At 70.9% G+C, this 18269-nt stretch carries 19 protein-coding genes; 8 read left to right on the top strand and 11 right to left on the bottom strand.

Annotation, left to right across the window (positions count from 1 at the left end; all coding sequences use genetic code 11):
- Positions 1-22: 22 nt before the first annotated feature.
- From ACLF3G_RS25235 to ACLF3G_RS25225, 3 genes are read right to left on the bottom strand one after another with little or no spacing between them, the layout of a single operon-like run.
- Positions 23-943, bottom strand: a complete 921-nt coding sequence (locus ACLF3G_RS25235) for a hypothetical protein (protein ID WP_430672162.1) — start codon at positions 941-943, stop codon at positions 23-25.
- Positions 936-1856 (bottom strand): MBL fold metallo-hydrolase, encoded by a 921-nt coding sequence (locus ACLF3G_RS25230; RefSeq protein ID WP_430672161.1) that lies wholly within the window; start codon positions 1854-1856, stop codon positions 936-938. Before ACLF3G_RS25230 ends, ACLF3G_RS25235 begins: the two co-directional genes overlap by 8 nt.
- A gap of 13 nt (positions 1857-1869) precedes the next feature.
- Positions 1870-2520, bottom strand: coding sequence for an SDR family NAD(P)-dependent oxidoreductase (locus ACLF3G_RS25225; RefSeq protein ID WP_430672160.1), 651 nt, complete (start codon positions 2518-2520; stop codon positions 1870-1872).
- A 74-nt stretch (positions 2521-2594) separates the two neighbouring features.
- Here ACLF3G_RS25225 and ACLF3G_RS25220 point away from each other — a divergent pair, with 74 nt between their 5' ends.
- Complete coding sequence (locus ACLF3G_RS25220) at positions 2595-3521, top strand: LysR family transcriptional regulator (protein WP_430672159.1); 927 nt, start codon at positions 2595-2597, stop codon at positions 3519-3521.
- Positions 3522-3523: 2 nt separating this feature from the next.
- On the opposite strand, the gene ACLF3G_RS25215 is transcribed toward ACLF3G_RS25220, so the two are convergent.
- The gene (locus tag ACLF3G_RS25215; protein WP_430672158.1) at positions 3524-5515 is read right to left on the bottom strand and encodes a methyl-accepting chemotaxis protein; all 1992 of its coding nucleotides are present in this window, start codon (positions 5513-5515) and stop codon (positions 3524-3526) included.
- Between the two features lie 197 nt (positions 5516-5712).
- Here ACLF3G_RS25215 and ACLF3G_RS25210 point away from each other — a divergent pair, with 197 nt between their 5' ends.
- Together ACLF3G_RS25210 and ACLF3G_RS25205 are read left to right on the top strand one after the other, a co-directional pair.
- Positions 5713-6003, top strand: coding sequence for a hypothetical protein (locus ACLF3G_RS25210; protein WP_430672157.1), 291 nt, complete (start codon positions 5713-5715; stop codon positions 6001-6003).
- Between the two features lie 170 nt (positions 6004-6173).
- On the top strand, positions 6174-6497 hold the full coding sequence (locus tag ACLF3G_RS25205; protein WP_430672156.1) for a hypothetical protein: 324 nt from the start codon (positions 6174-6176) through the stop codon (positions 6495-6497).
- A 50-nt stretch (positions 6498-6547) separates the two neighbouring features.
- Here ACLF3G_RS25205 and proB read toward each other — a convergent pair whose 3' ends face one another.
- From proB to ACLF3G_RS25180, 5 genes are all read right to left on the bottom strand, one after another.
- Complete coding sequence (proB, locus tag ACLF3G_RS25200) at positions 6548-7666, bottom strand: glutamate 5-kinase (RefSeq protein WP_430672155.1); 1119 nt, start codon at positions 7664-7666, stop codon at positions 6548-6550.
- 11 nt (positions 7667-7677) lie between these two features.
- Positions 7678-8703, bottom strand: coding sequence for a GTPase ObgE (gene obgE, locus ACLF3G_RS25195; RefSeq protein WP_430672154.1), 1026 nt, complete (start codon positions 8701-8703; stop codon positions 7678-7680).
- Positions 8704-8796: 93 nt separating this feature from the next.
- On the bottom strand, positions 8797-9066 hold the full coding sequence (rpmA, locus tag ACLF3G_RS25190) for a 50S ribosomal protein L27 (protein ID WP_430672153.1): 270 nt from the start codon (positions 9064-9066) through the stop codon (positions 8797-8799).
- A gap of 12 nt (positions 9067-9078) precedes the next feature.
- On the bottom strand, positions 9079-9396 hold the full coding sequence (gene rplU / locus ACLF3G_RS25185) for a 50S ribosomal protein L21 (RefSeq protein WP_430672209.1): 318 nt from the start codon (positions 9394-9396) through the stop codon (positions 9079-9081).
- A gap of 173 nt (positions 9397-9569) precedes the next feature.
- Positions 9570-10835, bottom strand: coding sequence for an NAD(P)/FAD-dependent oxidoreductase (locus ACLF3G_RS25180; RefSeq protein WP_430672152.1), 1266 nt, complete (start codon positions 10833-10835; stop codon positions 9570-9572).
- A gap of 284 nt (positions 10836-11119) precedes the next feature.
- Here ACLF3G_RS25180 and ACLF3G_RS25175 point away from each other — a divergent pair, with 284 nt between their 5' ends.
- Positions 11120-11467: an SWIB/MDM2 domain-containing protein gene (locus ACLF3G_RS25175; RefSeq protein WP_430672151.1), complete on the top strand. Its 348-nt coding sequence runs from the start codon at positions 11120-11122 to the stop codon at positions 11465-11467.
- Between the two features lie 42 nt (positions 11468-11509).
- Here ACLF3G_RS25175 and ACLF3G_RS25170 read toward each other — a convergent pair whose 3' ends face one another.
- Positions 11510-12901, bottom strand: a complete 1392-nt coding sequence (locus ACLF3G_RS25170) for a GntR family transcriptional regulator (RefSeq protein WP_430672150.1) — start codon at positions 12899-12901, stop codon at positions 11510-11512.
- 184 nt (positions 12902-13085) lie between these two features.
- On the opposite strand from ACLF3G_RS25170, the gene dctP reads away from it, so the two are divergent.
- Genes dctP through ACLF3G_RS25150 form a run of 4 tightly spaced genes read left to right on the top strand, consistent with a single transcriptional unit; the run spans position 13086 to position 16355 of the window.
- Positions 13086-14075: a TRAP transporter substrate-binding protein DctP gene (dctP, locus tag ACLF3G_RS25165; protein WP_430672149.1), complete on the top strand. Its 990-nt coding sequence runs from the start codon at positions 13086-13088 to the stop codon at positions 14073-14075.
- Between the two features lie 14 nt (positions 14076-14089).
- A complete protein-coding gene (locus ACLF3G_RS25160; protein WP_430672148.1) occupies positions 14090-14602 on the top strand; it encodes a TRAP transporter small permease in 513 nt (170 codons plus the stop codon).
- Positions 14599-15900 (top strand): TRAP transporter large permease, encoded by a 1302-nt coding sequence (locus tag ACLF3G_RS25155; protein WP_430672147.1) that lies wholly within the window; start codon positions 14599-14601, stop codon positions 15898-15900. Before ACLF3G_RS25160 ends, ACLF3G_RS25155 begins: the two co-directional genes overlap by 4 nt.
- 14 nt (positions 15901-15914) lie before the next feature.
- Entirely contained in the window at positions 15915-16355 is a 441-nt protein-coding gene (locus ACLF3G_RS25150; protein ID WP_430672146.1) for a type II 3-dehydroquinate dehydratase, read from the top strand.
- 3 nt (positions 16356-16358) lie between these two features.
- Here ACLF3G_RS25150 and ACLF3G_RS25145 read toward each other — a convergent pair whose 3' ends face one another.
- On the bottom strand, positions 16359-18215 hold the full coding sequence (locus ACLF3G_RS25145; RefSeq protein WP_430672145.1) for a bifunctional sugar phosphate isomerase/epimerase/4-hydroxyphenylpyruvate dioxygenase family protein: 1857 nt from the start codon (positions 18213-18215) through the stop codon (positions 16359-16361).
- Between the last annotated feature and the right edge of the window lie 54 nt (positions 18216-18269).

Below are 18269 nucleotides of genomic sequence, written 5' to 3'. Positions count from 1 at the left end.
CCAGGGGGCAAGCCCCGCGCGGCTACAGCGCCACCCGCGCCAGGACCGCCTCCCCGGTCGCACCCTCCAGCAGCCCGCCGGTGCCCAACGCAAACAAGGCGCGGCCGTCCTGCGTCAAGGCGACGGCCGTGCTGCCCTCGACGCCGGGTGCCGGGATGACGCTGGGCGTATCGGCATCGGCGGCCAGCCGCGCCAAGCCGCGTGCATGCGTCGCGGCGTAGATGGTGCCATCGCTCGCCAGGGCGAAATCATCGACGCCGGTGCTCATCCGCGCACGCAGCACGGGTTCTCCCGCCGCGGCGCCGCCGGCCATCGCCTGGCGCAGCAGCAGGCGCTGCGCGGAGTTGGACAGCAGCAGCGCATCGCCCTGGCGCTTCAGGCCATTCACGCCGGGATAGGGCCGGCCGGCGACCGGTTGCAGCATCGGATGATCCAGCCACGCCGTGGCGCCGCCATTGGCAAGGTCCACCAGCCACACCCGCCCCAGCGCGCTGTCCGCCACCAGCAGGCGGTCCGGCGCCAGAAGCAGCGCGCCGTTCGGGAAGATGGCGTCCGGCAGCGCGATGCGGCGCTGCGCGGCGCCGGTGGCATCCAGCAGCAGCACGGCGCCGCTGCCACGCATGGCCGCCGGCCCGCCATTGAACGGCGCGCCGTGGACGACCAGCGCCATGCCGCCACCCGGCAGCGCCGTCAGGCTGACCGGATGCGCCGGGACCTCCGCGAAGGCGGCGGCGCCGGACGCCGGGGTCCACAGCTCCAGGCGGCGGGCGAAGTAGTTGGTGAAGACAACGCTGCCATCGCCGCGCACCACCAGGTTCTCCAGGAAGGTGCCGCTGGGAAAGCGCGCCAGGATCTCGGGCGGCTGTTGCGCGCGCGCGGGTTTGGCCGCCAGCAGGCCGGCGGCGGCTGCGAGGATGGCGCGGCGTGAGAGGCTTTCAGCCACCGGAAAGCTCCTTCGCCACGGCATCGACGTTCAGCTCGATCAGGTTCGGCTGCGGCGCCACGCGTGGCGCGCCGGGATGGCGGGCCATGACGGCGGCGCGGATGCGCGCCTTTCCGGCATCCGACACCACGCCGCCCTGCATTTCCGCCTGCACCAGCGCGTGGAAATCGCGGAGATAGGCGAGTTGCTCCGCGATCAGCACGCCGGCCGGCGCGGCCGCGCCATGGCCGGGCAGGGCGGTCTGCACGTCCCGGTACTTCGGCGCCGCCTTCTCGAGCTCGGAGATCCAGCCGCGCGTGGTGCCATCCAGCAGCCAGGGCGTGGCGCGGTTGCCGAACAGGTCGGCGGCGACGAGCAGGCTGTCGGCCTCGGAATACAGCAGCGTCATGCCTTCCGACGCCTCGCAGGGGCCGAGTTGATCGACGGTGAACTCGGAGCCGGCCAGGGTGATGCGCTCGTTCGGCCGCAATACGCGGGTCGGCATCGGCACGCTGTCCGGCGCGCGGTCGCCGAAGATGCTGCGCATGAAGGCCATCATTCCGGCGCCGTTGCGCGCCAGCCAATCCCGTGTCGGCTCGCTGGCCAGCAGCGGTGCATCTGGGAAGGCGTCGGTGATGGCCCTCAGCCCGCCGCAATGGTCGGGGTGCTCGTGGCTCAGGAAGATCGCCTCCACCGGAAGGCCGAGGCCGCGTGCCAGCGCCACCACCTGGCGCGCTTCCACCAGCGTGCGCTGGCCATCGATGATGACGACGGAGCGCGGGCCGATCAGCAGGTAGGAGTTCACCGAACCCTCCCCGGGCCGGTCGTATTTCGCGATTTCCAGGCCGCGTCCCGGCGTGTAGCCGGCGGCGCGGGACAGCGGCAGGAAGGTGAGGCCTGCGGCGGCGAGGCCGAGAGTGCGTCGGGTCAGCATGGGCGTGTTCTCCTCAGCCGCGAAAGACCACCTCGGCGCGGAATGCGCCGGGCGGGTCGCGGTGCAGTTGCCAGAAGGCCTCGGCGATGCGGTCTGGGTCGAACGGCGTGGCAGGGGCGACGGGGCCATCGACGGTGACGGTCGCGGCGTGGATTCCCTCCGGCGCCAGCTCCGCATGCAGGGTCAACGCCAGGCTCCGCAGCCCGGCCTTGCCGATGGCGAGGGAGGCGGCGGGCAGCCAGTTGGTCGGGCTCAGCGCCAGGCCGCCGCCGGTCAGCAGCAGGCTGCCGCCCCCCGCCGCCCGCATGCCCGGCAACACCGCCTGCACTGCGGCCAGCGCGCCGGTGACGTTGACGGCAAGATCCGCCGCAAGGTCCGCGGGCGCCAGGGCGGACGGGCCAGGCATGGCGATGCTGGCGCGATAGGCGTTGTAGACGAGCACCTCCGCCCCGCCTGCCAGTGCAGCTGTGAGGCTCGAAGCATCACCGGCATCGGCCTTGGCCAGGCTGACGCCGGGGCCGCCCAACGCCGCGTGGCGTGCAGGGTCGCGTGCCAGGCCGGTGACGCCGAAACCCTCCGCGGCGAAGCGCCGGGCGATGGCGGCGCCGAGACCGGGGCCGAAGCCGATGACGACGCAGCGCGGCCTTTGTGCGGATACGGACATGGAAAGGTTCCTGTTGCGACGCCGCATGTTTGCCCGCGATGATCTGCCGCAACGGCGGGTATTGGCATATCGACATGAACCGGATTCATAGTACGGCGCTCGACCTCAACCTGCTGAAGCTGTTCGATGCCGTCATGGAAACCCGCAGCGTCTCCCGCGCCGCGATGCTGCTCGGCCTGAGCCAATCCGCCGTCAGCCATGGCTTGGCGCGACTGCGGGAGGCTGTGGGCGACCCGCTGTTCATCCGCAGCGGCGGGCGCATGGAACCGACGGCCCGCGCGCAACGCCTGGCGGAGCCGATGCGTGATGCGTTGGTGCTGGCTGCCAGCGCGCTGTCACCCGATGCGGCGCAGCCCTTCGACCCGGCCGCGGGGCGCCGCGTCTTCACCATCGGCGCCGGCGACTATGCTGCGGCGGTGCTGCTTGGCGGCTTTGTTGCGGAAGTTGCAGCGGCGGGCTGGGATATCGGCATCGCGGTGCTGCCGGTGGACCGGCACTCGGCGCCGGCGATGCTGGATGCCGGCCAGATTGACCTGGCGCTCGGCCTGCTGCCGCAAAGGCGGCGCTGGCATGAGGGCCGCGTGCTGTATGAGGAGGTGCAGGCCTGCGTCTTCGACGGCGCCCGTCTGGGCATCGCGGCGCCCATCGCGCTGGAGCAATTCTGCGCCCTGCCGCAGATCGTCCCCTCGCTGCATGGCGACTTCACGAGCTGGGTGGAGGAGGAGCTGGACCGGCTGGGGCAGCGCCGCCGCGTGGTGATGGCGACGGCGCACTTCCTGTCCATCCCGATGCTGCTGAAGCAGGTGCCGGCGGTGGCGACGCTGCCCCGCCGCCTTTGCATGGCCTGCGCCAATACGGCGGCCTTGACCGTCAGCCCGCTGCCCTTCCCGCCGCGCCGCTTCGAGATCTCCATGCTGTGGCATCGGCGCGACAGCAACGCGGCCGCGCAGATCTGGCTGCGCGACCGCATCGCCGCGCAGAACAGCCCGGCCGCCGGCTGAGTTCAGGCAGCGGCCTGACCCGCCATGTCCCGGACGAAGGCGAGCCGCACCCTGGTGCCGTCCACTCCGCGCAGTTCCACCGCCCGCTGCGCCTGGCCCTCCATCTGCAGGCTGCCGCGCGTGCCCAGGGGCGCGGTGACGGCGCCGACGACGCCAACGCCCCCTTCGCTGATGTCGCGCAGTTCCACGATGCTGCCGGTTCCGCCGAGCACCAGGGTTGCCCTCCCCTCGGTCGACCGGCGCGGCCCGTTGCGGCGGTCCACCTCTGGCACCGAGGAACGCAGGATGCTGACCACGTGATGCGTCAGCCCCTGCGCCTCCGCCGCCAGATCCTCCGTCTCCTTGCGGCTGCGTTCGGCGCGGGTGCCGGCATCGCGCGCATCGCTGGAGACCTGGCCGATGCGACGGGAGACGTCGCGTGTCGCCTGGGTGCTGTCGGCGATGCTGCGGGCGATGGCGCTGGTCGCCTGATCCTGCTGGCCGACGGACTCGGCGAGTGTCGCCGCGAGCTGGTCCATGCGGGCGACGGAGTGCGCGATGCGGCGCACGGTTTCCACCGCCGCGGCGGTGCGCTGGCTCACCGCCTCGATGTGCTGGCTGATTTCCTGCGTCGCCTTGGCGGTCTGCGTCGCCAGGGCCTTCACTTCCCCGGCCACCACGGCGAAGCCCTTGCCGGCATCGCCGGCGCGCGCCGCCTCGATCGTCGCGTTCAGCGCCAGCAGGTTGGTCTTGCCGGCGATTTCCTGGATCAGCCGCGTGACGTCGCCGATCTGGCTGACGGCGCCGGACAGGTCGAGGATCACGGTTTCGGTCTTGGTGCTGTCGGTAGCGGCGGCGCGCCCGACCTCGGCGGCCTCCCGCACCTGGCCGGAGATGCTGCGGATCGAGGTCGTCAGCTCCTCCGCCGCCACCGCGACGGTCTCCGCCACGGCCAGGGAGGCATCGGCGGCGGCGCCGACCGCGCCGGCATTCTGGTCCACCCGCGCCGCCGCGGCCGCCATGGCGCTGGCATCGGCGGCGAGGCCGCTGGCCTGCTCGACGATGCGCGTCATCGCCTTCAGCGTCTCCGCTTCCACCAGATTGGCCATGCCACGTAACGATTCGGTCTTGGCCTGCTGAGCCGCCTCGCGACCCGCCTCCTGCTCGGCCCGCAGAATATGCGCTTCCTGGCCCTGCGCGCGGAACACCATCACCGCCTCGGCCATCGCGCCGACTTCGTCGCGGCGGCCCTGGCCCGGGATGTCCACCGCAAGGTCGCCGGTCGCCATGCGGCGCATCACCGTCTCCAGCGCCCGCAGCGGCGCCATGGCGCGCATCGACCAGGCGGCGATGCCAATCCCGAGCAGGAGGCCGGCGCCAACCAGCCCGAGCATCAGCGCCTGGAAGCCACCCGCCAGGCGGCGCGCCTGTGTGGCGACGACACCATTCTTCGCTTCCTGCAGGTCGATGAACTGGTTGATGCGCGCCAGCCATTCGACGAAGGCAGGCCGCGCCTGTTCCAGCAGCAGCGCATGGGCCGCGGCGCCATCGCCCGAGGCCTGCAGGGCAATGACGCGGGAGATCAGGGGCATGCTGCGCGCTTCGGTCTGCTTGATGGAGGCGAGGATGCGGCGTTCATCCTCCGTCACCTCCGCGCCCGTGGCCATCATCGCGTCGAGGCGCTGCGCACTGGCGGCGTAGTCAGCCGCCAGCTTGTCGATCTCCGCCAGTGCCGCAGCGCGTTCGGCCGGCAGGCGAACCAACACGACGTCGCGCAGCGAAATCGCACGGTCGTGCACGCTGCCACGGAAGTTGATGGCGAAGCGCTGCTTCACGCTGTTGACGTCGGCGACTACGGCGAGGCTGGCGTTGATCGCGTTCACCTCCCGCACCGCGACGGCGGCGAGACCGAGCAGTAGGCAGAGCACCAGGCCGTAACCCAGTGCGAGCCGGCTCCGGATGCTCGACAGGCGTTGCGCAGACTTGGGCGCAAGCTTCGGCGAGGGACTCGACATTGTTGGCCCCGGAAGGATGGCGCGCCACGGGCAGGGTTGGTCGCGCGGATGCTCTCCATTTTGCGCGTCGGGGCTTAAGGGCCCGTGAAGCGGCGTTACCTTCCGCAGCAATCTGCCTCCGGAAAGCGGCAATCCCGGCCCGGTTGCGCCTTGCCCCCGGCGCCATGCTGGCCGCGTTGCACGTCCAGGAGGACATCATGCGCCGCCTTTTTCTCGCCGCCGCCTTCAGCCTCGGTCTGTTTGCCGCCGGCACCGCGAATGCCGCGCCGGCTACCCCGCCGCGGCCCGTGGCCGAAATGGCCCTCGACGCGACGCCGGTGCAGTACCGCGACCGGCGCCACGATGACCGGCGGAGTCATCGCCCAGCACCCCGCTACGTGGCACCGCGCTACGTGACGCCGCTGCGCTACCGCGGCCATGCCTATGCCGCACCACAGCGGCGCAACTGGCATGCGCCGCCGCGCGGCCATCGCTACGGCTGGCGCTGAGGCACACCCTGCATTTCGTTGCTTTCGTCCGTGTCGTGCACGTCGGCGGGGGGCGCCATCTGTCGAAACCCGCCGCGAGGGGCACGACACCCTGCCGCAACGCGGCCGCACTAGCTTCCGTCCCGGACGCAAGGGCGTACCGCAACAGGATGCGAGACAGGAGAAGACCGATGAACCAGTTCACACGGATGGCCGCGGCGGCGCTGCTGGCCACGGGGTTTGCCCAGGGCGCCTCGGCGCAGTGGCTCACGACCACGCAGGATGGCGACAGCATCGTCGTGCATGGCCGTGACCCGAACCACAACATCGTCGGCGGCGCGCTGGTGCGCGTGACCGGCTCGGGCGAGGGCGCGACGACGGAAACGCTCAGCGTCAACGGCATGCAGTCGGCCCGCATCGTGCGGGTGGTCGGCAGCGGCGAGAACCAGAGCGTGGTGGAGATCGAGGCCGCGCAGCCCGCGCGCTTCGCCGCCACGACGGGCGACCGCGGCTGAGTGCCTGCAGCTTGGCTACCGGCGTGCCTACAGCGTGGCTACCGGCGTGCCTACAGCACGACGAGATCATCCCGGTGGATGATCTCGTCCCGCCCCCGCCAGCCGAGGATCTGCTCGAGTTCCTCGCTGCGGTGGCCGGCGATCAGCCGGGCGGCGTCGGCGTCATAGGCGGATAGCCCGCGCGCCAGAAGCAGGCCGGCCTCGTCGCGCACCGCCACCGGATCACCGCGCTGGAACGTCCCTTCCACGGAACGCACCCCAGCCGGCAGCAGCGAGGATCCGCGCGCCAACGCGCGTGCCGCGCCGGCATCCACCACCAGCGCGCCGAGCGGCGCCAGGCTGCCGGCGATCCAGCGCTTGCGCGCGGAACGGCCCTCATTCTCCGGCAGGAACCAGGTGCAACGCGCGCCCTGCATCATCGCATCCAGCGGCCGGTCGCGCTGGCCGAGCGCGATCGCCATGGCGCAGCCGGCGCCGGTCGCGATGCGCGCCGCGATCAGCTTGGTGCGCATGCCGCCGGAGGAATAGCCGGGCGGCGGCTCGCCGCCCATCGCCATGATCTCCTCCGTGATGTGCGGCACCACGGGGATATGCGCGGCCTGCGGGTCGCGTCGCGGGTCGGCGGTGTACAGGCCATCGATATCGGACAGCAGCACCAGCGCATCCGCTTCCACCATCTCCGCCACGCGGGCGGCCAGGCGGTCATTGTCGCCGAAGCGGATCTCGGCGGTGGCGACGGTGTCGTTCTCGTTGATGACGGGAATGCAGCCGAGCGTCAGCAGCGTGCCGAGCGTCGCGCGGGCGTTCAGGTAGCGCCGGCGATCCTCGCTGTCCTCCAGCGTCAGCAGCAGCTGCGCGGCGTTGAGCTGCACGGCGGACAGCGCCTGCGCCCAGGCGCCGGCCAGCCGGATCTGCCCGACGGCGGCGGCGGCCTGCTTCTCCTCCAGCCGCAGCGTCTTTTTCCGGGTGAGGCCGAGCGCGTGGCGGGCCAGCGCGATGGCGCCGGAGGACACCAGGATGACCTCCGCCCCCCGCGTACGCAGCGCTGCCACATCCTGCGCCACGCCGGCCAGCCAGGCCTCCCGCGGCGTGGCGCTGCCAGGGTCTACGACGAGGGCGGAGCCGATCTTGACGACGATGCGCCGCGCGGTGGCGAGGGAGGGGAGCATGGGCCGCCCTCTCAGCGCTGGCGGTCGGCCAGGATCTGCTCGTACAGCGCCCGCAGCACCTGCGGCACCCCGGCCCCGGTGGCGCCCGAGACCAGCAGGGCGGGCTTGCCCGCCGCCTTGGACAGCGCCTTGAGGCGCGAGGCCGTGGCCTGCGGCGTCATCGCGTCCGATTTGTTCAGCGCCACCACCTCTGGCTTGTCGGCAAGTCCGCCGCCGTAGCCGGCCAGTTCTTCCCGGATCGTGCGGTAGGCCGCGGCAGGGTCGGCGGCGGTGCCATCGACCAGGTGCAGCAGCACGGCGCAGCGTTCGACATGGCCGAGGAAGCGGGTGCCGAGGCCGGCGCCTTCATGCGCGCCCTCGATCAGGCCGGGGATGTCGGCCAGGACGAATTCCAGCGAGCCGTCGCGGGACGGCGTGCCATCCGGGTTCAGCCGCACCACGCCAAGCTGCGGGTGCAGCGTGGTGAAGGGGTAGTCCGCGACCTTCGGCCGCGCCGCGGAGACGGCGGCGAGGAAGGTGGATTTGCCGGCATTCGGCAGGCCGAGCAGACCGCTGTCCGCGATCAGCTTCAGGCGCAGCCAGATCGAGCGTTCTTCGCCCGGCCAGCCCTTGTCGGCGCGGCGGGGCGCGCGGTTGGTGGAGGTCTTGAAGGTGGCGTTGCCGTGCCCGCCGTCGCCGCCGCGGGCGATAACGACGCGCTGGCCGACTTCGGTCAGGTCCGCCAGCAGGGCTTCCTTGTCCTCGTCCAGGATCTGCGTGCCGACCGGCACCTTCATGATGACGTCGTCGGACCCGGCGCCGGTGCGGTCTGAGCCCGCGCCGTTGCCGCCCTTGCGGGACCGGAAGTGCTGGGCGTAGCGGTAGTCGATCAGCGTGTTCAGGCCGTCCACGGCCTCGATGATCACGTCGCCGCCCTTGCCGCCATTGCCACCGTCAGGGCCGCCAAATTCGATGTACTTCTCGCGCCGGAAGGCAATGACGCCGTCGCCGCCGTCACCTGCCTTCACATGTACCTTGGCTTCGTCGAGGAATTTCATGGCGCCATGTCTAGGATCTGGGGGTCCGGAGCCTGGAAACGCGAACGGGGGCCGTGCGGCCCCCGTCCCAACGCCTGCCAGACGACCGCTTCCTTATTCGGCGGCGATGGCCATCGGCGTGATGGAGACCTGCACGCGGCCTTCGGCCTTGCGCTCGAACTTCACATGGCCGGTGACGAGGGCGTGCAGGGAGTGGGTCCGGCCCACCAGCACGTTGCTGCCGGCCATCATCTTGGTGCCGCGCTGGGTGACCAGGATGTTGCCGGCCTGGACGAACTGGCCGTCCGAGCGCTTCACGCCGAGGCGCTTGCCCGCGGAGTCGCGGCCGTTGCGGGAGGAACCGCCTGCCTTCTTATGTGCCATTTTCCGAAATCCTTACGCTGCAACGATGCCGGAGATGCGGAGCACGGTCTGCATCTGGCGATGGCCGTTCTTGCGGCGGCTGTTCTTCCGGCGGCGCTTCTTGAAGATGATCACCTTGGCATCGCGCGTCTGGCGTTCCACCACCGCGGTGACGGTGGCGCCCGGAACGGTCGGCGCACCGAGCGTCAGGCCGGACTCGTCGCCAAGGGCCAGGACATCGTGGAAGGTGATGGTGGAGCCGGGTTCGGCCTCGAGCTTCTCGACGGTCAGCACGGCGTCGGGCGTGACGCGGTACTGTTTGCCGCCGGTGCGGATCACTGCATAGGTCATGTTCGCGCTCGGGCTTTCGAGGTCCGGTGCCATGGGCGAGTCCGCCCGGACTGTTGGAGGTGGTTCGGCCATGACTGGCCGCCGGCCTTCCGAAGCGCCTGAGCACCTGGGTGGCCGGAGGGCGCAGCGTATAGCCGCGCGTCGGCCGGTGAGTCAACGGTTCGGCTGGCGCGTCAGGCGCCGGCGAAGCGCTCTGCCGCGTAGGGGGCGAGGTCCTGGTTGGCGGGGCGGCCCAGGATCGCGGGCGCCAGCAGCTCCGCCGTCGGGGCCGAGCCGGTGAGCCCGAGGTGGCCGTGGCCGAACGCGAACCACAGGCCGGGCACGCGCTGCGCCGGTCCGATCACCGGCACCGAATCCGGCAGGCAGGGCCGGTGGCCCATCCAGAAATCCGAGGCCCTCGTGACCTTGGCGTCCGGGAACACCGCCGCGAGGTCGCCATACAGCAGTTCCGCCCGTGCGGCATCCCGGGGGCGGCCGAGCCCACCGAACTCCACCGTGCCGGCGACACGTAGCGCGCCCTCCATCGGCGTGATGAACACCTTGCGGTCCGCCGGGATCACCGGCCGGGTCAGCGTGACGCCGGCATCGGGCAGGTCCACATGGTAGCCGCGCTGCGTTTCCAGCGGGATGCGGTAGCCGAGCGGGGCGGCCAGTCGGGCCGACCAGGCACCGGCGGCGAGCACCACCACCTCCGCCTGGTGCAGCGCGGCCTCCCCCTGGGCGCCGGAGATGCGGCCATCGCTGGTCGCCAGCGCGGTGATACGATCGCGCAGGATGGTGCCGCCGGCCTGCCCGAACGCCTCGGCCAACCGGCGCGCGTAGCGGAGCGGTGAGGCGCAATGGGTGTGGTCCGGCAGGAACATGCCGAGCTGGTAGGCCTCGCCGATCGCGGGTTCCAGCGCGGTGATGCCGGTGCGGTCCAGCTTTTCGAGCCGGGCGCCGTGGCGGCGCCGGATCTCCCAGGCCGGGGTGTCCTTCGCCAGCTGCGCGGCATCGCGGTATATGTAGAGTTGGCCATGCGCCCGAAGCAGCTCCGGCGCGCCAATCTCCTGCGCCAGCGCGTGGTGCTGTTCCGTCGCCAGGTGCAGCAGCTGGTCCAGTGCCGCCGTGGCGCGGGACACGGCGGCCGGACGCGCCGCGGCGACGAAGCGGGCCAGCCAGGGCGCGGCGCGCCACCAGTAGGCGGGCGGCACATGCAAGGGCGCGGCGCGGTCCAGCAGCATGCGCGGCACCTGGCGCAGCAGGCCGGGCATGGCCAGCGGCGCGACGGAACTGGCGCTGATCGCGCCCGCATTGCCGAAGCTGGCGCCGCCCTCGCCAGGCGGTTCGGCATCCACGACGGTGACGGAGGCGCCGCCGCGCAGCAGGCGCCAGGCGAGCGCGAGGCCGACGATGCCGGCGCCGACCACGAGGACCCGGGGCGGGTGCGGACCGGTCATGGCAGCGTCTGACTCCAAACAGGCCGGCTCCAGGCAGGCCGGAACGTAAGCACGCGCCTCCGTTCAGTGACAAGCGGCGCCGACCTGGCCCGATCCGCGGTACGTACCCGCGAAACGGATTGGTCTTGATCCACACTGACGCGGCGCCCTATTCATGTCACCCTGCACGCCCCGGTGGAAAAACCTGATCCTCGGGAACCGCCAGACAACGCCGCCGTTTCGATCCAAACTTCGTCCGCTGGCCCTTGAAGGGCGGCCGGGCGCCAGCAGCCAGGAACATATGCATGCCCAGCAAGGCCCCCCCGAAGACGTCGGAAACCAAGGCGCCGAAGGATGCGGCCCCGGCCAAGGAAAAGGCAGCCAAGATCGACAAGCCCGCCAAGGGCGCCAAGCCCAACGCGCTGCAGCAGCCGCTGCAGCCCTCGGCGGAACTGGCGGCCGTGGTCGGTGAAGGCAAACTCGCGCGCGGCGAGGTGGTCAGCAAGGTCTGGGTCTACATCAAGGAAAACAAGCTGCAGAACCCCGATGACGGGCGCGAGATCATTGCCGATGACAAGCTGCGCAAGGTGTTCGGCAAGGACAAGGTGACCATGTTCGAGATGAACAAGCACCTGGCCCAGCATCTGAAGTAACGGCGCGACAGTAACGGCGCGACGCGCGGCCGGGCGCGGATTTCACGCCCGGCGCGCCCTCTGCCCGAGGGGTCTGGCCCCCTCGATCGCGCCGCTGGCTAGCGCCTGGTCGACGCCGCCGCCGATATGCGCGGCCAGCACCCGCCGCGCCCCCGCCGCATCCCGGCGCAAGGCGCAATCCAGCAGGGCCTGGTGTTCCCGCACCGCGATATCGCCCCGGAAACCCAGGGCGATGTTCTGGTAGCGCAGATAGCGGTCGAACACCGCGGCATGGGTTGCCATCAGGGTGTGCGATCCGCAGGCGGAAATCAGGGCCTGGTGGAACTGCGCATCGAGGCGCCGCCACTGGTCCAGTGCCGCCGCGTCTCCCGCACGCAGCCGGTCCTGCATCTGCGCCAGGCGGTGATGCGCGGCCACCACCCGCGCCTCCCACTCCAGGTCGCCGGCGTGGAAGGCATGGCCCAGCGCATGGCCCTCGAGCAGCAGGCGCAGGCTCGCCACCTCGTGCAGATTCGCGGCCGATAGGGGCGCGACCTCGAAGCCGCGCTGGCCCTCGGCCACGATGAACCGCTCCACCGTCAGGCGGCTCAGCACCTCCCGCAACGTGCTGATGCCGGCGCCATAGCGCTCGCGCAGCGCCTCCAGCCGCAGTTTCTGGCCGGGTGCGAGGATGCCGCGCAGCAGGTCGCCGCGGATCAGGCGGTAGGCACGCTCGCTCGCCGATTCGGCGCTGGGTGGGGCCGGGTGGCGGCGGAGCGCTGGCGTGAAGCCGGCGAGGGCACCGGTCGCGGCCACATGCGCGACGCAGCCATCGACATGCGCCGCCAGGGTGGCGCAGGCGGCCGCGGGGTCCCGGCGCAACGCGCAGTCGAGCAGGGCCGCGTGCTGGTCCGCCGCCACGGCGCCGCGGAATACCACCGCTACCATCTGGTAGCGCAGGTAGCGGTCATAGGCCGCGGCATAGGCCTCCAGCAGGGTCGCCGAGCCGCAGGCCGCGATCAGCGCATGATGGAAGTCCCGGTCGTAGCGCTTCCAAAGTGCCGCGTCGGCCGCCTGGCCAGCCAGCAACCGGTGTTCGATCACGGCCAGCTTGTGGTGCGCGCCGACCACCTCGCCTTCCCAATCCAGGTCGCCGGCGGCGAAGCTGGCCTGGATGGCGTGGCATTCCAGCAGCAGGCGCAGCGCCGCCACCTCGCTAAAATCCTCCGCCGAGACTGGCGCCACGGCGAAGCCACGCTGGCCCTCTGCGAGGACCAGCCCCTCGCTCGCCAGGCGATTGAGGGCTTCGCGCAACGTCGCGACGCCGGCGCCGTAGACCGGGCGCAGCCCCTCCAGCCCCAGCTTCGCGCCGGGTGCCAAGCGCCCGAGGATCAGGTCGCCGCGGATGCGCCGATAGGCGGCGTCGCTGAAGCCTTCCTCCACCCGGCTCGTCATCCTGTCCCGGTCGCTGGTCCCGCGCAGCAGATCACGCTGGCCCGTACCGCCACAATATCCGCGATTCCAGAAAATCTCCTAGATAATGCGTCTGGACGCTTGATTCCGTACCGGTGCCTCAATAGCGTGGGTCCGCCGCGGCATCCGCGGCCAAGCAATCGGTGGGAGGACGCGCATGGGCGCGATGATGGGGCGTCGTTCCGCAATGGGCGCCGTGATGGGGGCCGCGGCCCTGGCAGCCGGCCTTGCTGCGCCGGCCGTGGCGCAGGCCCGGCGGCGCATCCGCTTCGCCGCCGTCTTCTCCGACCAGGACATCCGCGGCGAGGCGATGCGCGGCTTCGTCACCGACCTGGCCGGCCAGTTCGATGTCGAGTTGCACCTGAACGCCACGTTGTTCCGCCAGGGGACTGAGCTGGTGGCGATCCAGCGCAACAACCTGGAGATGGCGAACCTCGCGCCGCAGGACATCTCCCGCCAGATCCCGGCCTGGTCGGTGATGACCTCCGCCTACCTGTTCCGCGATGCGGAGCACATGCGGAAGACCTTCGCCGGCGATGTCGGGCGCGAGTTCAACCGGATGGCGCGGGACCAGCTGAACGTCCATGTCCTCGGCCCGCTGTATTTCGGCACGCGCCACGTCAACCTGAAGCCGCGCAAGCGCATCAGCACGCCGGCGGACCTCGCCGGGATGAAGCTGCGGATGCCGCCGGGCGAGGCCTGGCAGTTCCTCGGGGAGGCGCTCGGCGCCAACCCGACTCCGGTGGCCTTCGCCGAGTTGTACACGGCGTTGCAGACCGGCGCGGTGGATGGCCAGGACAACCCGCTGCCGACCAGCCGCACCATGCGCTTCCACGAGGTCACGACGCAGTTCGTGCTGACCAGCCACCTGGTCGCCTACGACCTGCTGTCGATCTCGGCGCGGTTGTGGGACGGGCTGACGCCGGCGCAGCAGGCCGCCATCCAGGCCGCCGCCGACAAGGCGATCGAGGCCAGCACGCGCCGCCACCTAATGCAGGAGGAGGAAATGGTGAACTTCTTCCGCACCCAGGGCCTTGAGGTCTATGCCCCCGATGTCGCCGCCTTCCGGGCGGAGGCGCAGCGCCGCTACCTCGCCTCGCCGCTGTCGCAGGCCTGGCCGGCCGGCGTGCTCGACCGCATCAACGCCGTCAGCTGAACCGGGCCCGTCGGGTGCGGCACGCGGCACGCCGCATCCTGGGCTGGGCAGGGCGGCGGGCGGAGAATGTCCTGGCCGCGCTGCTGTTGGCGATGTTCGGCGCCTTCATCATCCAGATCGCCATGCGCTACGTGCTGAACGCGCCGGTCGGCTGGACGACGGAGGTCTCGACGCTCGCCTGGCTGTGGGGCGTGCTGTGGGGCGCCGCGCTGGTGCTGCGGGACGATGAGGAGATCCGCTTCGACCTGATCCATGGCAGCGTGCTGCCCGGCCTGCGCCGGGTCTTCGATGCGATCACCGGCCTGACCGTCGTCGGAGTCTTCGGCATGTCCCTGCCGGCTGTGCTGGACTACGTCGCCTTCATGAAGGTCGAGCGGTCCACCTATCTCGGCCTGCGCTTCGACGTGCTGTTTTCCGTCTATGTCGTCTTCGCGGTGGCGATGATCATCCGCCACGCATGGATCGCCTGGTGCGCCATCACCAACACACCCCGTGGCCCCACCCCTGGCCCGGCGCGCGCCGCGTGATTCCCGACAGCCCGTTTTCCCTGGCGCTGGTGGCGATCATCGGCCTGTCGCTGCTCGGCCTGCCGATCGGCCTCGGCATGATCACCGGGTCCATCATCTACCTGGCGCTGTCGGGCCAGGACATGTCGATCGCGGCGGAGCAGGTGCTGAACGGGCTGAACGGCAGCTACATCCTGCTGGCGGTGCCGCTGTTCATCTTCTCCGCCGGGCTGATGAACGCCGGCAGCATGACGGACCGGCTGCTGCGCTTCTGCAACATGCTGGTCGGCCGATTCCGTGGCGGTTTGGGCCATGTGAACGTGGTGCAGAGCGTGATATTCGCCGGCATGTCGGGCTCAGCTATCGCCGATGCCGCTGGCAGCGGCCGCATGATCATCGACATGATGAAGCGTGGCGGCGCCTATCCCGCCAGCTATGCGGCGGCCATTACCGCGGCCACGGCGGTCATCGGCCCGATCATCCCGCCCTCCATCCCGATGGTGCTCTACGCGCTGATCTCCGACAGCTCCATCGGCTACCTGTTCCTCGGCGGCGTGGTGCCGGGGTTGCTGATGGGCGTGGCGCAGATGGGCATCAACACCTGGATGGCGCATCGGCACGACTTCCCCGTGGCGGAACGCGTCCCCCTGCGGGAATTGCCGCGGCTGACCTGGGACGCGCTGCCGTCCCTGCTGATGCCTGTGATCCTGCTGGGCGGCATCTATGGCGGCGTGATGACACCGACGGAGGCCGCCGCCGTCGCCGCCGCCTATGCCTTTCTGGTGGCGACGCTGCTGTATCGCAGCATCTCCGCGCCGCAGCTGTACAGCACGGTGCTGGATAGCGCGCGGTCCACCGCGGCCATCGGCATGCTGATCGCCGGCGCGCTGGCCTTCAACTACGTGGTGACCAGCGAGAACATTCCGACCACGGTGCGCAACCTGCTGGCCGGCTATGAACTGTCGCGCTGGGAATTCCTGCTCGCGGTCAACGTCATCCTGCTGGTGCTGGGCTGCCTGCTGGAGGGCAGCACCATCCTGCTGGTGGTGGTGCCGGTACTGATCCCGACGGCGCAGGCGCTTGGCGTGGACATGGTGCATCTCGGCGTGGTGGTGGTGGTGAACATCATGATCGGGCTGATCACGCCGCCCTACGGCCTGCTGCTGTTCATCGTGGCGAAGCTGGCCGATGCGCCGCTGTCCGCCGTGGTGCGGGACATGATGCCCTTCATCCTGGCGATGGTGCTGGCGCTGGCCGCGATCACCTTCATCCCTGACCTCGTGCTCTGGCTGCCGCGGCAATTCGGCTACCAGGGCTGACACAGGCGGACCCGATGCCTCGTACCCTGCATGTCCTGAACGGCCCGAACCTGAACCGGCTCGGCAAGCGGGAGCCCGCAATCTACGGCCACACCACGCTGGCGCAGGTCGAGGCGATGTGCCGCGAGGCGGCGGGCGCCGATGCCCTCGTGTTCCGCCAGACCAACTACGAGGGCCAGCTCGTGGAGTGGATCCACGAGGCGATCGACGAGTCCGCCGACGGCATCGTCATCAACCCGGCGGGCCTGACCTTCTCCTCGATCCCGGTGCTGGACGCGCTGAAGATGTTCGCGGGCCCGATCATTGAGCTGCACATCTCCAACATCCACCGGCGGGAGGCGATCTACCACCGCTCGCTGATCTCCCCGGTCGCAACCGCGGTGATCGCGGGGTTGGGCGCGCAAGGCTATGCGACGGCGGTGCGGTCCATGCAGGACTTGCTCGGCGCCGCCTGAGTCTCAGGGCGCCACCGCGCTGCGGCCCTGGGCGGCCATGCGGACGGCGGCGTTGGCGGCGCCGAAGCCGGCATAGCCCGCCGCGCGTTCGGTGATCTCGAAGAAGAAGCGGTCGCGAAAGGCGCGGGTGTAGGCGTGGCGGAAGGTGCCGCCGGCGGCATCCTGGTCGTACAGCAGGTGGCGCTTCGCCATTGCCTCCAGCGCCGCTTCCTCCAGCCCGAAGCGGGCGCCGAGATCTTCGTAGTAGTTGGTGGGGATATCCAGCAGCGGCGCGGCCAGCGCGGCGGCGGCGTCCACCGCGGCATCGGCATCCGCGGCGGCGAAGGCGATGTGGTGCACGCCGGCGCCGGCGAAGGCGGAGACGAAGCGGCCGGTGCCGGTGCGGCCGCTTTCCGAGACGTTCAGTGGCAGCCGCACGCTGCCCCCGCCTCCGGTGTAGGCGCGGCTGCGGACCAGGCCGTAGGGGTCGGGCAATTCCCAGGGCGCGTCCGCCTGCAGGCCGAACAGCGCGCGGAAGAACAGCACGAAGCTGTCGATCATGCCGGGCGCCAGCGCCTGCGCCACATGATCGATGCCGAGCAGCGTACCGTTGGCGGCTTCGGCGTCGAGGGCGAAGTCGTCCTCCCAGATCGGCCGCGCGCCGGTCGCGGGGTCTTCCACGAGGTACACCGGCATGCCGTCCGGCGCGCGGACGGCGGGGATGTGGCGCTCGCCGTCGCCGACGCGCTCGCGCCATACGGGGCAGGCCAGCGCCTCCGCCCGCGCCACCAGCCGCACAGGGTCGTCGACGCGCAACGCGATGGCACAGACGCAGGGGCCGAACAGTTCGAAGCGTTCGGAGGCTGCGCTGTCCGGCTCCGCGTTCAGCACCAGATTCGCGCCGCCGTTGCGCCACAGCTCGACATCCTTGGACCGGTGCAGCCCGGCGCGGTGGAAGCCCAGCGTGCCGAGCATCGCGCCCAGATCCGCCCGCGCCGCCGGGTCCAGCGCGAACTCGACGAACTCGATGCCGGACAACACCGGAAGCGCGGGCAGCGGTGCCGCCGCGACCTGGTCCTCCAGCCACACCAGGCTGCGCAGCGCGTCGCGGGCGATGCGGCGGGAGGGTGCGGTGCGGAACTCGTCGTTGAAGATCTCGAGCGACAGCGGCCCGGCATAGCCGGCGGCCAGCACCTGCCGCAGGAAATCCGGCACGGCCAATTCGCCCTGGCCCGGGAACAGCCGGTGGTGCCGGCTCCAGGACAGCGGGTCCATCGACAGCAGCGGGGCGTCCGCCAATTGCAGGAAGAACAGCTTCTCCGCCGGCACCGAGGCGGCGAGTCCGGCCAGGTCGTCGCCGAGGCACAGGGTGTGAAAACTGTCGAGGATCAGGCCGAGCGCCGGGTGGTCGGCGTGCCGCACGATGTCCCAGGCCTGGCGCCACCGGTTCACCTGGCGGCCCCACGCCAGGGCCTCGTAGCCCACGCGCAGCCCGCGCCGCGCCGCACGTTCCGCCATCTCGTGCAGGTCGGCGGCGGCGCGCGCGGAATCCGGCAGTGTCGCCGGCTGCGCGTTGCTGCACACCAGCACCAGGTCGGTGCCGAGGGCCTGCATGGTGTCGAACTTGCGTTCCGCGCGGTCCAGGTTGCGTCCGCGCTGCGGCTCCGGCATCGCCTCGAAATCGCGGAAAGGCTGGAAGATCGCGATGTCGAGGCCGAGGTCGGAAGCCATGCGCCCGGCCTCCCGGGCGGAGCCCTCGAAGGTCAGCAGGTCGTTCTCGAAGATCTCGACGGCATCGAAGCCGGCGGCGGCGGCGGCCTCCAGCTTGTCGGGCAGGGTGCCGGAGAGGCAGACCGTCGCGATGGAACGCTTGCGCCGCACCAGAACCCCCTCATCCCGTCACGCCGCAACATAGGGTGGGGCAGGGGCGGCCGG

The sequence above is a fragment of the Falsiroseomonas sp. HC035 genome (assembly GCF_050563525.1).
In the GTDB taxonomy this organism is placed as follows: Bacteria; Pseudomonadota; Alphaproteobacteria; order Acetobacterales; family Acetobacteraceae; genus Falsiroseomonas.
Note: the sequence above shows the minus strand (reverse complement) of the source record. Positions and strands in the feature narration are given on the sequence as shown.

What these genes read in the sequence shown, in the direction of transcription:
- ACLF3G_RS25230 (WP_430672161.1), bottom strand. Translation starts at nt 1,856, where the DNA reads ATGCTGACCCGACGCACTCTCGGCCTCGCCGCCGCAGGCCTCACCTTC.
- ACLF3G_RS25225 (WP_430672160.1), bottom strand. Translation starts at nt 2,520, where the DNA reads ATGTCCGTATCCGCACAAAGGCCGCGCTGCGTCGTCATCGGCTTCGGC.
- ACLF3G_RS25220 (WP_430672159.1), top strand. Translation starts at nt 2,595, where the DNA reads ATGAACCGGATTCATAGTACGGCGCTCGACCTCAACCTGCTGAAGCTG.
- ACLF3G_RS25215 (WP_430672158.1), bottom strand. Translation starts at nt 5,515, where the DNA reads ATGTCGAGTCCCTCGCCGAAGCTTGCGCCCAAGTCTGCGCAACGCCTG.
- ACLF3G_RS25210 (WP_430672157.1), top strand. Translation starts at nt 5,713, where the DNA reads ATGCGCCGCCTTTTTCTCGCCGCCGCCTTCAGCCTCGGTCTGTTTGCC.
- ACLF3G_RS25205 (WP_430672156.1), top strand. Translation starts at nt 6,174, where the DNA reads ATGAACCAGTTCACACGGATGGCCGCGGCGGCGCTGCTGGCCACGGGG.
- proB (WP_430672155.1), bottom strand. Translation starts at nt 7,666, where the DNA reads ATGCTCCCCTCCCTCGCCACCGCGCGGCGCATCGTCGTCAAGATCGGC.
- obgE (WP_430672154.1), bottom strand. Translation starts at nt 8,703, where the DNA reads ATGAAATTCCTCGACGAAGCCAAGGTACATGTGAAGGCAGGTGACGGC.
- rpmA (WP_430672153.1), bottom strand. Translation starts at nt 9,066, where the DNA reads ATGGCACATAAGAAGGCAGGCGGTTCCTCCCGCAACGGCCGCGACTCC.
- rplU (WP_430672209.1), bottom strand. Translation starts at nt 9,396, where the DNA reads ATGACCTATGCAGTGATCCGCACCGGCGGCAAACAGTACCGCGTCACG.
- ACLF3G_RS25180 (WP_430672152.1), bottom strand. Translation starts at nt 10,835, where the DNA reads ATGACCGGTCCGCACCCGCCCCGGGTCCTCGTGGTCGGCGCCGGCATC.
- ACLF3G_RS25175 (WP_430672151.1), top strand. Translation starts at nt 11,120, where the DNA reads ATGCCCAGCAAGGCCCCCCCGAAGACGTCGGAAACCAAGGCGCCGAAG.
- ACLF3G_RS25170 (WP_430672150.1), bottom strand. Translation starts at nt 12,901, where the DNA reads ATGACGAGCCGGGTGGAGGAAGGCTTCAGCGACGCCGCCTATCGGCGC.
- dctP (WP_430672149.1), top strand. Translation starts at nt 13,086, where the DNA reads ATGATGGGGCGTCGTTCCGCAATGGGCGCCGTGATGGGGGCCGCGGCC.
- ACLF3G_RS25150 (WP_430672146.1), top strand. Translation starts at nt 15,915, where the DNA reads ATGCCTCGTACCCTGCATGTCCTGAACGGCCCGAACCTGAACCGGCTC.